The organism is Luteibacter yeojuensis (assembly GCF_011742875.1).
Taxonomy (GTDB): Bacteria; Pseudomonadota; Gammaproteobacteria; order Xanthomonadales; family Rhodanobacteraceae; genus Luteibacter; species Luteibacter yeojuensis.
Genome location: NZ_JAAQTL010000001.1, coordinates 367645 through 387514 on the forward strand (window position 1 = coordinate 367645; position 19870 = coordinate 387514).

Annotated in this window: 16 protein-coding genes; 11 read left to right on the forward strand and 5 right to left on the reverse strand. The window is 68.1% G+C overall.

The genetic code is table 11. The features are described from left to right. The 5 genes from HBF32_RS01570 to HBF32_RS01590 all read right to left on the reverse strand — a co-directional run bounded on the left by HBF32_RS01570 (position 1) and on the right by HBF32_RS01590 (position 7505). Entirely contained in the window at positions 1-3012 is a 3012-nt protein-coding gene (locus HBF32_RS01570) for a TonB-dependent receptor (RefSeq protein WP_166697880.1), read from the reverse strand. Positions 3013-3101: 89 nt separating this feature from the next. Then, the gene (locus tag HBF32_RS01575; protein WP_166697881.1) at positions 3102-3857 is read right to left on the reverse strand and encodes a DeoR/GlpR family DNA-binding transcription regulator; all 756 of its coding nucleotides are present in this window, start codon (positions 3855-3857) and stop codon (positions 3102-3104) included. Further along, positions 3847-5478 (reverse strand): ABC transporter permease subunit, encoded by a 1632-nt coding sequence (locus HBF32_RS01580; protein ID WP_166697882.1) that lies wholly within the window; start codon positions 5476-5478, stop codon positions 3847-3849. The genes HBF32_RS01575 and HBF32_RS01580 overlap by 11 nt, the downstream gene beginning before the upstream one ends. Further along, entirely contained in the window at positions 5475-6476 is a 1002-nt protein-coding gene (locus HBF32_RS01585) for an ABC transporter ATP-binding protein (protein WP_166697883.1), read from the reverse strand. The genes HBF32_RS01580 and HBF32_RS01585 overlap by 4 nt, the downstream gene beginning before the upstream one ends. Before the next feature lie 27 nt (positions 6477-6503). Then, entirely contained in the window at positions 6504-7505 is a 1002-nt protein-coding gene (locus HBF32_RS01590) for an ABC transporter substrate-binding protein (RefSeq protein ID WP_166697884.1), read from the reverse strand. A gap of 152 nt (positions 7506-7657) precedes the next feature. Between HBF32_RS01590 and hisN the strand changes: the two genes are divergently transcribed. The 11 genes from hisN (at position 7658) to HBF32_RS01645 (ending at position 19866) form a co-directional block, all read left to right on the forward strand. Then, complete coding sequence (hisN, locus tag HBF32_RS01595; protein WP_166697885.1) at positions 7658-8449, forward strand: histidinol-phosphatase; 792 nt, start codon at positions 7658-7660, stop codon at positions 8447-8449. A 7-nt stretch (positions 8450-8456) separates the two neighbouring features. Further along, complete coding sequence (locus HBF32_RS01600; RefSeq protein ID WP_166697886.1) at positions 8457-10592, forward strand: phosphocholine-specific phospholipase C; 2136 nt, start codon at positions 8457-8459, stop codon at positions 10590-10592. 100 nt (positions 10593-10692) lie between these two features. Further along, entirely contained in the window at positions 10693-11613 is a 921-nt protein-coding gene (gene prmB / locus HBF32_RS01605) for a 50S ribosomal protein L3 N(5)-glutamine methyltransferase (RefSeq protein WP_166697887.1), read from the forward strand. Positions 11614-11626: 13 nt separating this feature from the next. Next, the gene (gene aroC, locus HBF32_RS01610) at positions 11627-12730 is read left to right on the forward strand and encodes a chorismate synthase (RefSeq protein ID WP_166697888.1); all 1104 of its coding nucleotides are present in this window, start codon (positions 11627-11629) and stop codon (positions 12728-12730) included. A gap of 4 nt (positions 12731-12734) precedes the next feature. Next, on the forward strand, positions 12735-13754 hold the full coding sequence (locus tag HBF32_RS01615) for a 2-hydroxyacid dehydrogenase (RefSeq protein ID WP_166697889.1): 1020 nt from the start codon (positions 12735-12737) through the stop codon (positions 13752-13754). An 11-nt stretch (positions 13755-13765) separates the two neighbouring features. Then, the gene (locus HBF32_RS01620; RefSeq protein WP_166697890.1) at positions 13766-14794 is read left to right on the forward strand and encodes an aspartate-semialdehyde dehydrogenase; all 1029 of its coding nucleotides are present in this window, start codon (positions 13766-13768) and stop codon (positions 14792-14794) included. Continuing rightward, positions 14794-15084: a hypothetical protein gene (locus HBF32_RS01625; RefSeq protein ID WP_166697891.1), complete on the forward strand. Its 291-nt coding sequence runs from the start codon at positions 14794-14796 to the stop codon at positions 15082-15084. Before HBF32_RS01620 ends, HBF32_RS01625 begins: the two co-directional genes overlap by 1 nt. Before the next feature lie 186 nt (positions 15085-15270). Continuing rightward, positions 15271-17643 carry a motility hub landmark protein FimV gene (locus tag HBF32_RS01630; RefSeq protein ID WP_166697892.1) on the forward strand — a complete coding sequence of 791 codons (2373 nt, stop codon included), beginning with the start codon at positions 15271-15273 and terminating at the stop codon, positions 17641-17643. A 35-nt stretch (positions 17644-17678) separates the two neighbouring features. Beyond that, positions 17679-18389, forward strand: a complete 711-nt coding sequence (aqpZ, locus tag HBF32_RS01635; protein ID WP_166697893.1) for an aquaporin Z — start codon at positions 17679-17681, stop codon at positions 18387-18389. A gap of 89 nt (positions 18390-18478) precedes the next feature. Beyond that, complete coding sequence (gene truA, locus HBF32_RS01640; protein ID WP_166697894.1) at positions 18479-19246, forward strand: tRNA pseudouridine(38-40) synthase TruA; 768 nt, start codon at positions 18479-18481, stop codon at positions 19244-19246. Then, positions 19243-19866, forward strand: a complete 624-nt coding sequence (locus tag HBF32_RS01645; protein WP_166697895.1) for a phosphoribosylanthranilate isomerase — start codon at positions 19243-19245, stop codon at positions 19864-19866. Before truA ends, HBF32_RS01645 begins: the two co-directional genes overlap by 4 nt. Positions 19867-19870: the final 4 nt, after the last annotated feature.

Here is a 19870-nt window from a genome sequence, read left to right on the forward strand (position 1 = left end):
TCAGAAGTCGTAGGTGACGCCGAAACGCGCGTAGCGGGGCGGGGTGTAGCTGTTGACCTGCCCGTAGCCGTCGTTGATCGAGCCGCTGCTGCCGGATACCGGATTGGTGGATTCCGGCCGCTGCTGGTTCAATACGTTGAAGACCGAGACGTTGAAGGCCAGCTTGCGGTCCGCCCAGAGCGGACGGTATTCCACGTTCAGGTCGAGCAGTTCCTCCCACGGCTGGCGGCCCTTCGCACCGTAGGCCGACGGCTGGCCGAAGCAGAAGTGGTAGTAGCTGCCGTAACCCGACGGGTCGCTTTCGTCGGCACCGTAGCGGCCGAGGCAGGACTTCGGCGTGCCCGACTGGACGGTGAGGTTGGCCGAGACCATCCATTCCGGCGCGATCTGGTACGAGCCGTAGAGCTTCAGCTGGTGCTTGCGATCGTTCGCGAGGTAGCCGTTGGCGTAGTCCATCAGCGTCGCGTAATCCCAGTCGCGCGTCGCCGCCACCGAACCCTGGTTCACGTCCGAACGCACCTGGCCCTCGGTGTTGCCGTAGCTGCGCGAGAACAGGTAGTCGATCTTGCCCGACCACTTGCCGTCGAACGGGTGGGACAGGTACATGTCCAGGCCGTAGTAGTTGCGCTTCAGGTGGCTGAAACCGAAGTCGGCATTGGTGACCGTGACGTCGTAATAGCCGCCGCCGTCCTTCGCCAACTGGTACACGTTGGCGCGGCCCGGATTGGAGAGGTAACAGCTGCCGATCGTGAGCGCGTCGATGTCGGCGCCCTGGGCGGCGGCGGCCCGGCCGATGGCACCGTTGTCGCACACGTCGTCGAGTGCGTTGCGCAGCTTGCGCACCGTGGCCTTCGCGCCCCACACCCAGTCGGCGTTGAGCTGCTGGTCCATGCCGAGGATGAACTCGTCCTGGTACTCCGAGGTGATGTTCTTGGCGCTGACGGTGCGGGGATCGGGCGGCTGGCCGTATTCGCCGTTGGGCGACACGCCGCCGCCGGTCTGCGAGGCGATATAGGAGATACCGGTCGGCAGGCCGTTCGCGTCGATGCCGGTATAGGTGAAGTACTGGTTCACCGCGAGCGAGCCGGCGGACGTACGCAGCGCGACCGAAGCGGGCATGGCGAGGAAGTAGCGGCCGGCGTTGCCGTAGATCTTCATGGTGGAATCGCCGTTCACGTCCCAGCTGAAGCCAAGGCGCGGCGCCCACTGCGGTTTGGTCAGCCGGAGGTACGGCTGGCCGGAGGGGTTGTAGTTGGTGAACTGGTCGTTGCGCAAGCCGAGCGAGAGCAGCAGGCGGTCGGTGACCTGCCAGTCATCCATGATGTACTGGGCGCGCTGCTTCACGCGCACCGAGGCCAGCGTGTTGTAGTGGCGGTAGTAGGCGAAGTAGCCGTCCTCGCCGCCGGGATAGTCGCCCGGCTTGCCCACGAACGGGTTGTCGCTGATGTTGAGGTTGGGGTCCTGCTTGCCGTACCACAGCTCGTAACCGTCGCCGCCGATGGTCGTGCCGTCGTCGATGTCGTGGGAATCCTGGTTGTCGATGCCGGCGGTGATGGAGTGGGTGCCGATCTTGTAGTTGAGGTCGATGCGCAGGTTGCGGTTGGTCGACTCGTGGTCCGGGTTGTCGACGGTGTCGAGCGTCTGGCCGTTGCTGATCGGCTTGCCGCCGTTGAGCGCGGGATTCTGCTGGTTCACGCCGCCGATGAAGGGGCCGGTGACGCCCGTGTCCGGCGGCTCGTTGTAGTAGGTGAGCTTGGACTTGCCGTACAGGGCGGTGAGGGTCAGGTCGTCGGTGATGTAACTGGTGTACTTGGCGACATACATCGTCGCCTTCGTCTTGTACGTGTAGTCGGTACCGGCATAGTCACCGATCGCCTGGTCGGTGTAATCGTAGGCGTATTTGTTACCGTTGCTGCGATGGGTCTGGTTGACGCCGGTCAGTTCGAGGATGTTGCTGTCGTTGATGTTCCAGTCGAGCTTGCCGTACCACTTGGGGTCCTTGTAGGTGTAACGCGTGTCGTAGGCATGGTTCACGTCGCCGATGGCGTTGCCCTTGCTGCGTTCCATCTCCACCGCGGCGAAGGCGTAGAGCTTGTCCTTGATCAACGGGCCGCCGGCATAGGCGCTCACGGTGGTGCTCCACTCGTGGTTGTCGTCGTTGCGCTGGAAAGTGGAGCCCGGCGGATTGGGATTGCCGTGGCCGTAGGCGATGTTGCGTGCGCTGGCGCGCGCGAAATCGGGCTCCCACAGCACCTGCGCACCGAAGTGCCATTCGTTCGTGCCGCGCTTGCCCACCTGGCTGATCACGCCGCCGTCGGAGCGGCCGTACATCGCCGAATAGCCGCCGCTCAGCACTTCCTGCTGGTCCACGGCGCCGTAGGGCAGGGTGATGCCGCCGAAGCCGCTGAGCGGGTCGGTGGTGTTCATGCCGTTGATGTAATAAGCGTTCTCCGAGACCGCGGAGCCGGCGAAGCTGACCAGGGTATTGCCGAACGCACCCTTGAAGCCGCGCGCGCCGGGCGAGGCGCCGGGTGCCAGCAGGGCGACGGCCTCGGCCGTGCGGGCCAGGGGCAGCCGGGCCATGTCGCCCGCGGTGATCACCGTACTGGAGGCCACTGTGGCGACGTCGATCTTCGGCAGGGTGGTGGCCGAGACGGTCACGCCTTCGAGTTGCTGGGCCTGGCCGGCGGTGGTGCCGTCGAAGGAAACATCGGTGGCGGCACCGACGCGCAGCGTGACGTTGTCGCGCGTGTCCACGACGTTGCCATTGGATTTCAGCGAAACCTTGTAGGTGGCCAGCGGCAGCGACTCGACCGAATATCGGCCGCGCGCATCGACCGGCACTTCGCGAACGAGGCCGTTGCTGCCTTCGATCATGACGGTCTCGCCGGCGGCGGCGGGCGCCTGGCCGGCGATGCGGCCGGTGGTGGCCTGGCCGAAGGCCACGCCGGACAGGGAGGCCGCGACGGCGGCGCACAGGAGGGTACGTCGGAGGTTGGGGCGGGAACTCATAGGATGCTCCGGAAGGCTTCTGGTATGACGGTGGAATTCAATCGATTCAAAACGAGGACGGGTGGAGGCCTTCCTGGCGCGGTCTTGTTTCAGGCGTATGCGATATCGCCCACGGCCTTACGAATGGCGGCGATCGCGCGGGACCGTTCCGAGCGACGGTCGGTGACCAGCACGTCGATACGGTCCGCGGGACACCAGGCGACGCGGCTGCGTACGCCGATCTTGGAATAGTCGGCCGCGATCACGATGCGCCGCGCATTCGCGCACATCGCCCTCGCGACCTCGGCTTCTTCCATTTCGAAACTGCTCGCGCCGGCCTTCGCCTCGATGCCCACGGGGGAAAGGATGGCGAGGTGGGGCTGGTAGCGGGCGATCTCCGCGACCGTCGCCGCACCCTGGGTGCAGCCGATCTGCGCGTTGAAGCGCCCACCGAGCAGGTGCACGTCGTTGCCGGGCCGGGCCGCGAAGCGCGCGGCCACGTCGACGGCATTGGTGACGATGGTGAGGCCACTGCGTGTGGCCAGCGCCTCCGCCACGAGGTTCATGGTGCTGCCCGCATCCATGAAGACGGTCTGGCCGCTTTCCACCAGCGAGGCCACTTTCTTGGCGATAGCCCGCTTTTCGCGTACGCGTGTGGCGTGGCGGACGTCGATCGGCGGTTCGTCGCCGGTGAGCACCGCGCCGCCGTGCACGCGGCGGATCTCGCCGCGCTCCGCCAGCTCGACGAGGTCGCGGCGAATGGTCTCGCGCGACACGCCAAGTTCCGTGACGATCCGCTCTACCGATACCTGGCCGCTGGTGCGCAGCAGGTCGCGGATGCGGGAGTGTCGTTCTTCATGCCACATGGCGTCGTTCCTTGAGGACGTGGAGGAGGAGGCGCATCGCGCCCAGCGCCAGGGCGCCGGCAAGCACGACGCACATCGCATAGGCGGCCGCCTGCGCGAGGAAACCGTTTTCGTCGAGGCGCATCACGGTGACCGAGGCGAGCCCAAGGTCCGGCGTGACCAGGAAGATCACCCCGGAAAGGGTCACCATGGAGCGCATGAACAGGTAGAAGAAGGTGGAGACCGCGGCCGGTGCCGCGAAGGGCAGCACCGCGTCGCGCAGCACGTGGAAGGTGCCTCCGCCGGACACCGCGACCGCATCGTCCAGCGCATCGGGCACCTGGCGCATGCCGGTCTGCATCGCGAGGAAGGACTGCGCGTGGTAGTGGTACAGGCTGCAGAAGGCGACGATCGCGATGCTGCCGTAGAACCAGCCGGACAACACGCCGCGATCGAAGGCCAGAACGTAACCGAGACCGAGCACCATGCCCGGCACCGCGGCGGGCAGCGACGCGAGGAATTGCACGGGACGCGCGATGGCGCGCGGTGCGTGGCGCAGGCCGGCGGCAAGCGCGAAGACCAGGATCGACCCCGCGCACGCGGCGAGCAGCGACATGCCGAGCGAAGTCGCGACCGGACCGTAGCCCTCGGGCATGCCGACATAGTTCGCCAGCGTCAGCGTGCGGTCGTAGGGCCACAGCTTCACGACGCTCACGTACGCCACGGTCGCCACGACGGCCACGAGCGGCAGCAGGGCCAGCGCGCTCAGCGCGCCGAGGGCGGCATCGCGGGCCGGGTGTCTGGCCGGTTGCAGCATGCGTCCGGGCATCGCGTCGCCGCTGTCCTGGCGGCGCCGGGCGATGCGACCGAGCCAGACCGAGAGGAGCGCGGGGGCGAGCAGCACGACCCCCAGCGTCGCACCCATGGCGAAATCGAGCTGGCCCACCACTTCGCTGTAGATCTCCATCGCGAGCACGCGATAGTTCCCGCCGACGACCACGGCGCTGCCGAAGTCCGTGAGCGTCTCGGTGAAGACGAGGAAGGCGGCGGCAAGCAGCGCGAAGCGCAGGCGCAACAGCGTCACGTCGACGAATTGCCGCCAAGGGGTGGCACCCATCGACGCGGCGGCGTCGTAATGGCGCGCGGGCGTGCGGACCAGCGCCGCCGACACGATGATCGTCACCTGCGGCAGACCGTACAGCGTGTTCGCCACGAGGAGCCCCCAGAAGCCGTAGATATCGGTCGGCAGGCCGGTGAGCCGGTGGACGAGGCCGTTGCGGCCGAGCAGGCAGACGAGGCCGAGGCCCAGCACGAGCGACGGCGCGAGCATCGGCAGGAGGAGGGTGCCGCGGATCAACGCCTTGCCCGGCAGACGGGAGCGATGCAGCGCCATCGCGAGGGCAATGCCGAGCGGCACACAGCACAGCGTCGTGGCGACACCGATGGCGAGGCTGTGCAAGGCCGCGCGCGGAAGGCCGGGATCGTCGAACAGGCGCAGGTAGTTCGCCAAGGTGAGGGCGCCGTGCGCGTCAGTGACGCTGCGCCAGAGCACCGTGGCGAGCGGCTGCACGAAGAACAGCAGCAGGGCGAGCACAGGCAGGGCCACGAGCGACACTCCCGCGCTGCGACCCGCGGAGTTCATGCGCACACCCACGCGCCGCGCATCGCGTCGACGGACACCGGCTCGCCGCGTGCGAGCACGCTGTTCCCCGGCACTTCGGCAAGCAGGCGGCGGCCGCGCCATGCCAGGGTCACGCGGGCGAGGTTGCCGAGGAAAACGGTGTCCTCGACCACGGCTTCGCCGCGCGCATCGCTTCGGATCGCCACGTCCTCCGGGCGGAGGCAGAGTTCATACGTCGTTTCCCCGCCGGGCGGCCGGCGCTCGAGGAACCCCGGCATGGTTTCGCGCACGAAGGACGTCGGCAACAGGTTGGCGCGACCCACGAACTCGGCGACGAAGCGCGAGCGCGGACGCTCGTAGAGATCGCGCGGCGTGCCGGCCTGCTCGATGCGCCCGTGGTTCATGCAGACGATGGTGTCGGCCATCGCCAGCGCTTCTTCCTGGTCGTGCGTGACCATGATGGTCGGAATGCCCAGTGCGCGCTGGAGCAGGCGGATCTCGCTGCGAAGCTGCCCACGAATGGCGGGATCGAGCGCGGAAAGCGGCTCGTCGAGCAGGAGCATCGCAGGCTCGGTGGCCAGGGCACGGGCCAGCGCCACGCGTTGCTGCTGGCCGCCGGAGAGCTCGTCCGGGAACCGCGACCCCAGTCCGCCGAGGCCGACGCGTTCCAGCAGCTCGCTGCAGCGCGCGGCGATCTTCGCCGGCGAATCGCGGCGCAGGCGCATCGGATAGCCCACGTTCGCGGCGGCGGTCATGTCCGGAAAGAGCGAATAGGCCTGGAACACGAGTCCCATGCGCCTTTCCCGCGCGGGCAGGGCGGTGATGTCGCGGCCGCCGAGGGCGATGCGTCCGGCATCGGGCGCCGTCAGTCCGGCGACGATGCGCAACAGCGTGGTCTTGCCGCAGCCACTCGGGCCGAGCAGGCAGACGAACTCGTTCTCGCGCGCGCCGAAGGACACCTGGTCGAGCACCTTGTGCCCGTCCCATGCCTTCGCGATGTCGTCGATCCGCAGATGCATACCCCAAAACTCCCCCTGGCCGCCGCGCTAGCGCGTCAGCCGCTTGTACCTGGCGATGAGCGCCGCGCGTTCGCGCGCGGCCGTGGCGAAGTCGCGCGCGGGCAGCGTCGCGACGAGGTCGGCGGGCAGCCCTTCCCGTTGCTGTTCCTCGCTCGGCACGCTGCCGGGCGCGGCGACGATTTCCTTGTAGCCGCGGTACAGCGCCGCCGCCGCGGGCGACGCGGTCCAGTCCAGGAACCGTTGGGCGTCCCCGGCGTGCGGGGACCCCTTCATCAGCGCCGACGCCTCGAGTTCGTAACCCTTCGGGCCTTCCGGTATCACCATCGTCACCGGGTAGCCTTGCCGGATCGACTGCATGGCCGAGAAGGCGAAGGAAATGCCGATGGGAAATTCGCCGATGCGCGCGAGCTTGCACGGCGCCGATCCGGACAGCGTCATCTGTCCGACATTGCGCGCGATGCCGAGGACCGTGTCCATGCCTGCCTTGTCGCGTCCCGCCTCGGAAAGCGACGAGATCAGCATGTAGCCGGTGCCGGACGACGAGGGGTCGGGCATCGCGATCTGGCCGCGGTACGCCGGCGAGGTCAGGTCTTGCCAGTGTCGCGGCATCGGCAGGCCTTGCCCGGCCAGCGCCTCCCGATTCACGCACAGCGCGGCGAGGAACCCGGTCGGGGCGAACCAGCGCCCGTCGGCGTCGCGGAACGCCGCGGGCATGCGATCGATGTTCGTCCCGTGCACGGGCGCGAGCAGGCCGGCAATGCGCGGGTCGAGCATGTCGGTCACCGCCATGCCCCAGATCGCGTCGTTGCGCGGTTGCGCCGACTCGGCGAGCAGGCGGGCGGCGAGGTCGCCGCTGGAGAGACGGAGCACGCGGATGTCGATGCCTGGGAGGGCCTTCTTCGCCGCGTCCAGGTACGTCGCGATCTCGTCGCTCTCCAGCGCCGAATACACCGTGACGGTGCCTGCATGGGCCAGGCCGCCGATGGCCAGCAGCAGGGTCGCGCTTGCAATGTGTCGATAGGGACGCATGGCCGTCTCTGGGGTCACACCCCGTGTGGCGTTTTGGGTATATTTGCAAACCTGTGGCTTGTACGTCCACCGGAATATTTTCGTTCTTGTCATCATCACGAAACGTGCGGCCGCTACACGGCGCACGCTTCGACGAACCAGGAGTGCCGTTGATGGAATCGTTGTCCGCCGCCGAGCGGAAGCAGTTCGAAGCCTTCGCCACCGGTATCGCCGACAATGCGCGCGCCTTGTCGCTGCCGCGCTTCCGGCGCCCGGTGGACGTCACGCTCAAGGGCGACATGAGTCCGGTGACGGCCGTGGACCGCGGCGTGGAATCGATGCTGCGCGAACGCATCGAGATGGCATGGCCCATGCATGGCCTGCTTGGCGAGGAATACGGCGCGACACGCGTGGACGCGGAATTCGTGTGGTCGATCGATCCCATCGACGGCACGCGCAGCTTCATTTCCGGCTGGCCCCTGTGGGGCACGTTGATCGCGCTGCTGCATCGCGGACGCCCTGTGCTGGGCGTGCTCGACATGCCCGCGCTCGACGAGCGCTGGATCGGCCACAAGGGCGCCGGCACGACGATGAACGGTGCGCCTTGCCGTACCAGCGCATGCGATCGCCTCGCCGCGGCGACGATCTATACCACTACGCCCGACATGTTCACGCCGGACGAGTGGGCGCGTTTCGACCGTACCAGCCGCGAGGCCTACGCACGCCGTTTCGGTGGCGACTGTTATGGTTACGGCATGCTCGCCTCGGGTCACATCGATGCCGTCATCGAGGCCAACCTCATGCCGTACGACTATCTCGCCATCGCGCCGGTCGTGGAGGCCGCGGGCGGCGTCATGACCGACTGGGAAGGGCGGCCCCTCGGCCTCGAAAGCGGCGCGCGCGTCGTCGCGGCCGCGACGCCCGCACTGCACGCGGCGTTGATCGAATCGCTCGCCAGGAGCTGAAACCCGCATGTTCTCCCGTGACCGCCGCCGTTTCCTGCATGCCGCCGGCGCCACCGTCGCCGCTTCGCTCGTCGCGCAAGGCTTTCCGGCGGCGATCGCGTCGGCGCTGGCGACACCGCCGGATCGCCGCACCGGCACGATTGCCGATGTCGGGCACGTGGTGGTGCTCATGCAGGAGAACCGCTCGTTCGACCACTATTTCGGCAGCCTTCGCGGCGTACGCGGCTTTGCCGATCCGCGCGTCCTCGAGCTTGGCAACGGCGACCCGGTATGGCGCCAGCCCGTGAGCGCGGCGCGTACGAAGTTCTGGAAGTCCCGCGGCGTCGGCGACGACGTCGCCTGGGTGTATCCGTTCCACCTGGACACGCATGCGTCCGGCGACCACCACGAAGGTACCGATCACGGCTGGAGCAGCGGCCACGGCGCATGGAACCTTGGCCGCAACGATCGCTGGATCGAGCAGAAGCAGGACGTGCTCACCATGGCCTACCTGCGCCGCGACGATGCCGCGTTCCATTACGCGCTGGCCGATGCGTTCACCGTCTGCGACGCGTACCACGCCTCCGCGCTGGCGGACACGGCGATCAACCGCATCTACCTGTGGAGCGGCACGTCCGACCCGTCCGGCAGGCTCGGCACGAAGGACAATGGCCCCGGCAGCGAGGAACGGCCCGAGACCAACGGCTATACGTGGACGACCTATCCCGAGCGCCTGGAGAAGGCCGGCATCAGCTGGCGCGTGTACCAGGGTGGCACCGGCGAGCCAGGGTCGCCCACCGATAACTACACGGACAACTCGCTCGAATTCTTCGCGACATACCAGGTGAAGGAAGGCGCCGATCCGGCCGGCCCGCTCGTGCGCAACGGCGTGTCCACGCACACGCTGCGCGACCTGCGCAGGGATGTCCTTCACGACAGGCTGCCGCAGGTCACGTGGATCGTCGCTCCCTACAAATACAGCGAGCATCCCAAGGCGTCGCCCGCCGATGGTGCCTTCTACATCCGCGAAGTCATCGAAGCCCTCACGGCGAATCCAAAGGTATGGAGCCGCACCGTCCTGTTCCTCAACTACGACGAGAACGACGGTTTCTTCGACCACGTGGTGCCTCCGGCGCCGCCGCTGACCAGCGGAGAGGACGGCGAGGGCATGGTTTCGCAAGATCTCGCCCCCAGCCTGCCCGATGAGATCGTCGACCTCGATCGGCACCCGCGCATCATGGCACCGGTCGTACCCGACAGCGATCCCGGCGGGCTTCAGCCGATAGGGCTGGGCAACCGCGTGCCCATGATCGTGATTTCGCCGTGGACGCGCGGCGGCTGGGTCTGCTCGGAAACCTTCGACCACACCTCGGTGCTGCGCTTCCTCGAAAAGCGTTTCGGCGTCGAAGAGCCGAACATCAGCGCATGGCGCCGCTCCGTGTGTGGCGACCTCACCAGCGCATTCGATTTCTCCGGCAAGACGGACATCGCGATGCCGAAACCCGGCGTGCCCCCCGGTTCGAAGGGCAAGACGCCCATCCTCGTCCCGCGCGAGCAGGCGATGCCCCGGCAGGAGCCGGGCACCCGACCGGCTCGCCCGTTGGGCTACGCATGGTCGATCCGGCACCGGCTTGCCAACGGCGCCAGTCACATCGCCTTCGACAATTCAGGCAAGCTCGGCGTCGCCTTCCTCGTCTACGACGGCCTCCACCGCGAAACGCCGCCGCGCCGCTACGCGGTATCGGCTGGCGATCGCATTGAGGATCGCTGGCGGCTGGCCGAGGCGGGCGACGGGTACGACCGTCGCATCCACGGACCCCATGGCTATTTCTGCGCTTTGCGCGGTTTTGCCGACGATCCGGTCGAGGCGGAGGTGCAGGGTATCCCGTCCCAACGTCGAATCAGGCTCGTGTTGAACAACCGCGGGCCGAAAGACATAACGTGCCGCATAGCGAATGCCTATGGCGACGAACCGGTGCGGCACATCGACATCCCCGCGCATGGCGGCGAAGAAGTCCTAGTCGACCTCGCCGGGAGCGCAGGGTGGTACGACGTTACCGTGACCACGCCGGACGCTCCCCGTTACCTGCGCCGCTTCGCTGGCCACCACGAGGACGGCAAGCCGTCGACGAGCGATCCCGGCGTCTCCCCTCGGTCGTCGTAGGGCGTGGTCGCGGCTTTCGCCGGGACGAAGGGAGGGGCGCTGGGTCCGGGTTCGCCCGGACGGCTATACTCGGGGGCCAGCCCCATCGACATCCCCCTCCGTGACCAGCGAACTGTCCTCCATCATCGATTTCATCCGCTATGGCGCGAGCCGCTTCTCGGCCGCCGGCCTCACGTTCGGGCATAGCCACGACAATCCGATCGACGAGGCCACCCACCTGGTCCTGGCCGCGTTGCACCTGCCGCCGGACCTGCCGCCCGCCTACGGCGCCGGCAAACTCGTGGCTGCCGAGCGGGAGGCCGTGCTCGCGCTGATCGAGAGGCGCATCTTCGAGCGCGTGCCCGTGGCCTACCTCGTGGGCGAAACCTGGTTTGCCGGGCTCAAGTTCAAGAGCGACCGTCGGGCGCTCGTGCCGCGGTCGCCCATCGCCGAACTCATCGAGAGCCGCTTCACCCCCTGGCTGGACGACCGCCGGGTGGAGCGTGCCCTCGACCTGTGCACCGGGTCAGGGTGCATCGGCATCGCCATGGCCGAATACAACCCGGACTGGCAGGTCGACCTCGTCGACGTCAGCGACGACGCGCTGTCGCTGGCGAACGAGAACATCGCGTACCAGCATGTGGAAGACCGCGTGCGGGCGCTCAAGTCCGACCTCTTCGAGGGGGTGCGAGGCGAGGTCTACGACCTCATCGTCTCCAATCCGCCTTACGTCACCAACGACGAATACGCGGCCATGCCGGCCGAATACAGCCACGAACCCGTCCTCGGCCTGACATCCGGGGATGATGGACTGGATATCACGTTGCGCATCCTCGACGAGGCGGCCGACCATCTCAGCGAGGACGGCCTGCTCATCGTCGAAGTGGGCGACAGCGAGCACGCCCTGGTGGACCTGCTGCCGCGCGTGCCGTTCGTCTGGCTGGAGTTCAAGGTGGGCCCGATGGGCATCTTCGCGCTGGAGCGGCGCGACCTCGTCGAGCACGCCGCGGACATCTCGGCCGTACGCGCCGCCAGAACCTGACCCCGGGAATACCGTGTCCTCCAATACGTTCGGCAAGCTCCTCTCCGTCACCACCTTCGGCGAAAGCCACGGCCCGGCGATCGGGTGCGTGGTGGACGGCTGCCCACCTGGCCTGCCGCTCGAGGCCGGCGAATTCCGAGCCGATCTCGAGCGCCGCGCCACCGGACGTTCGCGGCATACCTCGCAGCGCCGCGAGGCGGACGAGGTCGAGATCCTGTCGGGCGTATACGAGGGCGTGACCACGGGTACGCCGATCGCCCTGCTGATCCGCAACACCGATGCGCGCTCGAAGGATTACGGCAACATCCTCGATACCTTCCGCCCCGGACACGCCGACTACACCTATTGGCAGAAATACGGTGTCCGCGACCCACGCGGCGGCGGCCGCTCCTCCGCCCGCGAAACCACGATGCGTGTCGCGGCCGGCGTGATCGCGAAGAAATGGCTCACCCGGCGCCATGGCGTGACCGTGAGCGGCCACGTTGCCCAGATCGGCGAGATCGTGCCGCGGGGCTTCGACGCCGACGCGATCGAAGCGAATCCGTTCTTCTGGCCGGACGCCGGTCAGGTGCCCGAACTCGAGTCCTATATGGACGCGTTGCGCAAGTCGGGCGACTCGGTCGGTGCGAAGGTCACCGTCGTGGCGAACGGCGTCCCGGCCGGCTGGGGCGAACCCATCTACGGCAAGCTCGACGGCGAACTGGCCGCGGCCATGATGTCGATCAACGCCGTGAAGGGGGTCGAGATCGGCGACGGTTTCGCCGCGGTGGCGCAACGCGGCACGCAGCATCGCGACGAGATGACCGCCTCGGGTTTCCTTTCCAACCACGCGGGCGGCATCCTCGGCGGCATCGCCTCGGGCCAGCCGGTGGTGGTGTCGATGGCCTTCAAGCCCACCTCGAGCATCCTCGTCCCCGGGCGCAGTATCGACCGGGCAGGGGAACCCACCGAGGTGGTGACGAAGGGCCGCCACGATCCCTGCGTGGGCATCCGCGCCGTGCCCATCGCCGAGGCCATGCTGGCCCTCGTGCTGATGGACCAGGCCTTGCGCCATCGCGCCCAGTGCGGCGACGTGGGCGACGTGTCGCCGCGCATCCCGGGCAGGTTCGAAGGGTGAGGCGATGAGCAAGCCGAAGGTCTGGATTTCCCGTCCGTTCTTCCCGGACATCGTCGACCGCCTGCGTCCTTATTTCGAGGTGTGCGCCGAGACCGAGGACCGGAAGCATTCCGCGGACGAACTCGCCGTCTGCCTCGCGGATGCCGACGCGGCGATCATCGGCCTCGTCGAGCGCATCGACGCCGCCACGATCGCCGGCGCGCCACGCCTGCGCTTCGTCGCCAACCTGGGCGTGGGACACAACAACCTCGACCTGGATGCGCTGAGCGCGGCCGGCATCGGCGCGTCCAACACCCCCGACGTGCTCAACGAGACCGTCGCCGACTACGCCTGGGCGCTGATGCTCGCCGCCGCGCGCCGTGTCGGCGCAGCGGAGCGCTGGCTCCGCGCGGGCCATTGGCAAGGTTTCCGCTTCGAAGGCTGGCTGGGCGCCGATGTGCACGGCAAGACCATCGGCATTCTGGGCATGGGCCGCATTGGCCAGGCCATCGCCCGACGGGCATCCGGATTCCGCTCGAAGGTGCTCTACCACAACCGCTCGCGGCTGGATCCGCGGATCGAGCACGACTGCGGCGCCACCTATGTGGACAAGGCGACGCTGCTTGCCGAGTCGGACCACCTGATCCTGGTGCTGCCGTTCACCGCGCAGAACCGCCACGCCATCGGCGCCGCCGAACTGGCGGCGATGAAGCCGACCGCCACGCTGGTGAACATCGCCCGGGGCGGCATCGTGGACGAGGCGGCGCTGGCCCGCGCCCTGGCCGACGGCGTCATCGCCGCGGCTGCGCTCGACGTGTTCGAAGGCGAGCCGGCGATTCATCCGGATCTCCTGAAACTCGAAAATATCGTGCTGAGTCCGCACATCGCCAGCGCAAGTCGCGACACACGTCGCGATATGGCGGCGCTGGCTGTGGACAATGTGCTGGCGGCGTTCGGGCATGGTCCTCACGCCGGCCGGCCACCCACGATCCTCAACCCGGGTGTGCTGGCCGACGCCAGCCGACCTGTTTTTCCCAACGCCTGACGAAGCGAAGCATGAGCAAGAAGACGAGTTACAAGGTAGCCATGGTGGGGGCGACCGGCGCGGTCGGCGAAACCCTGCTGTCGATCCTCGCCGAACGGGATTTCCCCGTGAGCGAACTGGTGCCCCTGGCGAGCGAGCGTTCGGCGGGCGGTACGGTCGACTTCAATGGAAAACCTTACGTCGTCCAGGATCTCGCGACATACGACTTCGACGGCGTGGACATCGCCTTCTTCTCGGCCGGTGGCTCGGTGAGCCGCGAGCACGCGCCGCGAGCGGCGGCCGCGGGTGCCGTGGTGATCGACAACACGTCCGAGTTCCGCTACCAGGACGACATCCCCCTGGTGGTGTCCGAAGTGAATCCGCACGCCATCGCCGAATACACGGTACGCGGCATCATCGCCAACCCGAACTGCTCCACGATGCAGATGCTCGTGGCCCTGGCCCCGATCCACCGCGAGGTGGGGATCGAGCGGATCAACGTCGCCACCTACCAGTCGGTATCGGGCGCGGGACGCAGCGGCATGGAGGAGCTGGGCAGGCAGACGGCGCAGATGCTGAATTTCCAGGAAGTCGAGACGGCCAAGTTCCCGAAGCAGATCGCCTTCAACGTGATCCCGCACATCGACGAATTCCAGGCCAACGGCTACACCAAGGAAGAGATGAAGATGGTCTGGGAGACCCGGAAGATCCTCGAGGATCCCTCCATCCAGGTGAACCCGACCGCCGTTCGCGTGCCGGTGTTCTACGGCCACGCCGAGGCCGTGCACATCGAGACGCGCGACAAGATCACCGCCGAGCGCGCCCGCGAACTCCTCGAGGAGGCGCCGGGCGTGGTCGTGCAGGACGAGCGCAAGGCGGGCGGCTATCCCACGCCGGTGGGCGACGCCGCGGGCAAGGATCCGGTATTCGTCGGCCGCATCCGCGAGGACATCTCGCACGAGCGGGGCCTGGACCTGTGGATCGTCGCGGACAATATCCGCAAGGGTGCGGCGCTGAACGCCGTGCAGATCGCCGAGATCCTGATCGAGGACTACCTGTAATGCTTCCGCGCGCCGTCGTCGCCTGCCTGCTCGTCCTTTCGGCGCCTCTGGCACTGGGGAGCGAACGTCCGCAGGCGGCGCCGGTGCGGGCGGCCTCCGCGGCCGCGGACCGGGCCAGGCTGGACGCCCTGCGCGGCCAGGAAACTCACGAGGACGCCCAGGTGAAGCAGCTGAAGAAGCGCGTGGACACGCTCGAATCCGATTCGCAGGCCGCGAGCCGCGATATCGAGGAGCGCGATCGCCGGATCGCCGAGCTGCGCCGGCAGCTGGAGGCCAGCCAGGGCAAGTAGGGCGTCCAAGGGGCGGCCGATGTATGGGGAGCGTGTACGGGCCTCGCGAACGACTCAACGTTGTCGCGTAACTATCCGTACCCGCTATTGTTAGTTGTTGCTGGGGTGCACTAAAGTGGCGCCTTCGCGGCCGAACGCCCGAGAGAGGCGAGCCGTCGGCATGGGTTTAGTTCGGGGGAAGCAGTGATGAACCGTACGTTGAAGCTTTCGATCATGCTGGCGCTGGCCACCTGGGGTAGCCAGGCCCTGGCCCAGAACCTGGGTCCGGTCCAGTTACGGTCCACGATGGACCAGCCGCTGGTGGCGGAGATTCCGCTCACCGGCGTGTCGGGGAACCTCGATAACGTCCACGTGGCCCTCGCCTCGGAGGAGGCCTTCTCGCGTGCCGGCCTCAACCGCGCCGGCCTGCCGGTGCCGTTGAGTTTCGCCGTGGCGAAGAACGCCGCCGGCCAGCCGGTGATCCGTGTGACCAGTTCCGCCCCGGTCCGCGACACCTACCTCGACTTCCTCGTCGAAGTCGCGTCGGGCGGCAACAAGGTCGTCCGCGAAGTGACCATGCTGCTCGATCCGCCGGGTACGCCGCTGAACGCCGCTGCCGCCGCATCGAATCCGGCGCCCCGTCCCTCCCGCACGTCCGATGTGCCCGCGCGGGTTCCGTCCGAGGCCGCGTCGAAGTCGTCGCGCCGCGAGGCCACGCCGCGCCCCGCATCGACGGCGGCCGGCGGTACCTACGGTCCGGTCCAGCGCGGACAGACGCTGTCCTCGATCGCTCGCGATCACGCGGGCGGCGCGGACATGAATCAGATGCTCGTGGCGCTGCAGAAGGCCAATCCCGACGCTTTCTACCGCGACAACATGAACGCGCTGAAGACCGGCGCGATCCTGCGCATTCCTTCGGCCGACGAAGTCCAGGCGCAGTCCACGGCCGAGGCCCTGGCCGAAGTCCGCCGGCAGAACGAAAGCTGGCGGGCGGGCACCGCGCGTTCGCCCTCGGTCGTCGCCGATGCCGCGTCCACCCGTGCCGGCCAGGGCGAAGCGAAGCCCGCGAAGTCCGCCAAGGACCGCCTCGCGATCGTGCCGGCGAAGGAAGGCGGCGATGCCGCATCCACGCGCGCCGGCAGCAAGGGCGGTACGGGCGACGCGCAGGTCGCCGGCCTCCGCCAGGAACTGGCCAACTCGCAGGAAAGCGTCGCCTCCCTGAAGCAGCAGGGTGCCGAGCTCAAGTCGCGCATCGGCGAACTCGAGGAGATCAACTCGAAGAACCAGCGCCTGCTGAGCCTCAAGGATTCGGAAATCGCCGAGCTCCAGCGCAAGCTGGCCGAAGCGCAGAAGGGCGGCGGCACGTCCGCGGCTGGCACCCCGGCGGCGGCCTCCGCCCCGGTCGCTGCGGCGCCGGCAAAGGCGGCCACCTCGGCGCCGGCCGCGACGCCCACACCGGCAGCGGCCGCAACGGTGGCGATCACGCCGCTGAAGGAACCCGCGGCGGCAGCGGCGCCGCCCGCCGCCACGCCGGCGGCCAAGCCTCCCGTGCGGAAGCCTGTCGTGGCGCCGGCGCCGGTGGTCGAGGAAACCCCGTGGTTCATGCAGCCCTGGGCGTGGGGCGGCGGTGCCGTCGTTGTCCTTCTGCTTCTTGTGGCGGCCGTGTTCGGCCGGAAGAAGCCGAAGGCCGCGTCCGCCGTGGCGGGCGGTTCGCTGGCCGACCGTTTCGGTGAGGAGCCGAACTTCGAGCTCGGCCACCACGGCGACATGATGGACCAGGACCAGCGCGAGATCCTCGATGCCCTGGCCGAACATCCGGACGACATCGGCCTCCACCTGGAGCTGGTGAGCCTCTATTACGGCCGTCGCGACGTCGAGCACTTCGAAGCCGCCGCCGAAGCCATGTTCGCCCACGTCGCCGACCCGGACCAGCCGGAGTGGCGCGAGGTGCTGATGATGGGCGAGGACCTCGCCCCGACCCATCCGCTGTTCGGCGGCACACCGGTGGACGAGATCGAGGATCCGTACGACGACGCCTATGGCGCCGCGCAGCCGCATGCCGAGGCTCCGGCACTGGAAGAGTTCGACCTGGGCAACTACGTCACCAGCCCCGACGAAGAGATGCGCCCGCAGACGCCGGCGCCCCAGAAGCACAGCGAATACCACTTCAACTTCGACCTGACGCCGGTACAGCGCGCCGAAGCGGACCGCCGTCCGCATGCCCCGGACGTGTTCGACGCCGATGCGCCCGAATCGCCCTACTCGGAAGTGGCCGAAAGCGTGGCGGTGAGCGAAGATCGTTCTACCTGGTCGTTCGACGAGGAGCACGACGCGGCGACCACCTCCCCGACCGAACTGCCGCGTTTCGACGAGCCGTCCTTCCCGGACGAAGAGCCGATCCCGGATCACAATCCCGAAAGCTTCAGCGACGACCCGGTCGACACCAAGCTCGACCTGGCCCGCGCCTACCTCGACATGGGCGACGCCGAAGGTGCGCGCCTCATGCTCGACGAGGTGATGGCCGAGGGCTCGCAGATGCAGAAAGACACGGCAAGGCGGATCCTCGACGATATCGCCTGAGCCCGTAACGCTTCCCAAGGCGCAAGGAGTACGAGATGTCCCAGCGATTGTTCGCGGAGTTCTTCGGTACGTTCTGGCTCGTTCTTGGCGGTTGCGGTAGTGCGGTCCTTGCCGCGGCCTTCCCGGGCCTCGGCATTGGTTTCGTCGGCGTTTCACTCGCCTTCGGCCTCACGGTGCTGACGATGGCGTATGCCGTCGGCAACATCTCGGGGGCGCATTTCAACCCGGCGGTGACCATCGGCTGTTACACGGGCGGACGCATGCCGGGCAGGGAAGTGCTGCCCTACATCGTCAGCCAGGTGGTCGGCGCGATCGTGGCCGGGGGCGTGCTTTACCTCATCGCGAGCGGCAAACCCGGTTTCGACGTCACGGCGGGTTTCGCCAGCAACGGTTACGGCGAGCACTCGCCCGGCGGCTATTCGCTCGTCGCGGCGGTGGTCGCCGAGTTCGTGCTGACGATGTTCTTCCTGCTGGTGATCCTCGGCGTGACGCACAAGCGCGCGCCGGTCGGATTCGCGCCGCTGGCCATCGGCCTGGCCCTGACGCTGATCCACCTCATCAGCATCCCGGTGACCAACACCTCGGTGAACCCGGCGCGCAGCACCGGCGTGGCCGTGTTCCAGGGTGGCTGGGCGCTGGCCCAGCTGTGGGTGTTCTGGGTGGTACCGCTGCTTGGCGGTGCCGTCGGCGGCTGGGTCCACCGGGCGCTGCTCGAGAACGACCCACCCGCCCACGGCGTCCGATAGGCGGATCGCCGGGGCTTTGTGGGAAGCGCGCGCCAGCGTGCTTCCCACAAGTGGTAACCTTTCCGTTTCACCGCCCCACGAACCGCCCCATGCGCATCGCCCTTGGCGTCGAATACGACGGCACCGACTTCTTCGGCTGGCAGCGGCTCAGCCACGCGAAGACCGTGCAGGGCGCGCTGGAAGACGCCCTGAGCTATGTCGCGCACGCACCGGTCGAGGTGACCGCCGCCGGCCGCACCGACGCCGGTGTGCATGGGCGTTGCCAGGTGGTGCATTTCGATACCGACGTGGTCCGCGATATGCGCGGCTGGATACTCGGGGCCTGCTCCAACCTCCCGCACAGCGTGGCGGTCACCTGGGCGCAACCCGTGGCGGACGACTTCCACGCGCGGTTCTCGGCGCGGGCGCGACGCTACCGTTATCGCATCCTGCCGCGCTTCGTGCGTCCGGCGCTGGACGCGCGCTTCGTCGCCTGGGAGCGCCGTCAGCTCGACGCGGACGCCATGCACGCGGCGGCGCAGGCCATCGTCGGCGAGCACGATTTCTCGGCGTTTCGCGCGGTGTCCTGCCAGGCGGCGCACGCGCGGCGCAACGTGCGGTCCATCCGCGTGTTCCGCGACGACATCCACGTGGTGGTGGAGATTGAAGCGAACGCCTTCCTCCACCATATGGTCCGCAACATCGTCGGCTCGCTGCTTCCGATCGGGCGCGGCGAGCGTCCCGTGGCCTGGATGGCCGAACTCCTCCAGGGTCGCGACCGCGAGGTGGCGGGCGCCACGGCGCCCGCGGAGGGCCTGACCTTCCTCGGGCCGTTGTACGAAGCTCATTGGGGACTGCCGGAAGAGGTGACCCTGTGACCCGGATCAAGTGCTGCGGGCTTACCCGCATCGAAGACGTGCAGCTCGCGGCGCGGCTGGGTGCCGATGCGGTGGGCTTCGTGATGACACGCAAGAGCCGGCGCTTCGTCGATCCGGCCGCCGCCGCGCGTCTGCGCGACGCGGTGCCGCCCTTCATGACGACGGTGGCGCTGGTGATGGACGAGGATCCGGGCTTCATCGAGGAAGTGCTGCGCGTGCTGCGTCCGGACATGCTGCAGTTCCATGGCGCGGAAAGCGACGCCGAGTGCGCGGCGTACGGCGTGCGTTACCTCAAGGCCATCGCGATGGGCGAGGGCGCCGGCGCACTGGCCCGCCTGCGCGACTATCCGCGGGCGACGGGCCTGCTGCTCGACGGCCATGGCCTGGGCGAGCAGGGCGGCAGCGGCCGGCGCTTCGACTGGTCGCTGATGCCGACGGATCTTGCGCAACCCTTGCTGCTCGCGGGCGGGCTCACCGCCGACAACGTCGGGGAGGCCATCCGGATCGCCCGGCCCTGGGCGGTGGACGTCTCCAGCGGCATCGAATCGTCGCCGGGGATCAAGGATAGGGATAAGATGGAACGCTTCATTTCCGCCGTGCGCGCCGTCCCCAGCGTGTGACGGC

Excerpts from the sequence above, each read along its gene's own strand:
- HBF32_RS01570 (WP_166697880.1), bottom strand. The coding sequence starts at position 3,012 with ATGAGTTCCCGCCCCAACCTCCGACGTACCCTCCTGTGCGCCGCCGTC.
- HBF32_RS01575 (WP_166697881.1), bottom strand. The coding sequence starts at position 3,857 with ATGTGGCATGAAGAACGACACTCCCGCATCCGCGACCTGCTGCGCACC.
- HBF32_RS01580 (WP_166697882.1), bottom strand. The coding sequence starts at position 5,478 with ATGAACTCCGCGGGTCGCAGCGCGGGAGTGTCGCTCGTGGCCCTGCCT.
- HBF32_RS01585 (WP_166697883.1), bottom strand. The coding sequence starts at position 6,476 with ATGCATCTGCGGATCGACGACATCGCGAAGGCATGGGACGGGCACAAG.
- HBF32_RS01590 (WP_166697884.1), bottom strand. The coding sequence starts at position 7,505 with ATGCGTCCCTATCGACACATTGCAAGCGCGACCCTGCTGCTGGCCATC.
- hisN (WP_166697885.1), top strand. The coding sequence starts at position 7,658 with ATGGAATCGTTGTCCGCCGCCGAGCGGAAGCAGTTCGAAGCCTTCGCC.
- HBF32_RS01600 (WP_166697886.1), top strand. The coding sequence starts at position 8,457 with ATGTTCTCCCGTGACCGCCGCCGTTTCCTGCATGCCGCCGGCGCCACC.
- HBF32_RS01615 (WP_166697889.1), top strand. The coding sequence starts at position 12,735 with ATGAGCAAGCCGAAGGTCTGGATTTCCCGTCCGTTCTTCCCGGACATC.
- HBF32_RS01620 (WP_166697890.1), top strand. The coding sequence starts at position 13,766 with ATGAGCAAGAAGACGAGTTACAAGGTAGCCATGGTGGGGGCGACCGGC.
- HBF32_RS01625 (WP_166697891.1), top strand. The coding sequence starts at position 14,794 with ATGCTTCCGCGCGCCGTCGTCGCCTGCCTGCTCGTCCTTTCGGCGCCT.
- HBF32_RS01630 (WP_166697892.1), top strand. The coding sequence starts at position 15,271 with ATGAACCGTACGTTGAAGCTTTCGATCATGCTGGCGCTGGCCACCTGG.
- aqpZ (WP_166697893.1), top strand. The coding sequence starts at position 17,679 with ATGTCCCAGCGATTGTTCGCGGAGTTCTTCGGTACGTTCTGGCTCGTT.
- truA (WP_166697894.1), top strand. The coding sequence starts at position 18,479 with ATGCGCATCGCCCTTGGCGTCGAATACGACGGCACCGACTTCTTCGGC.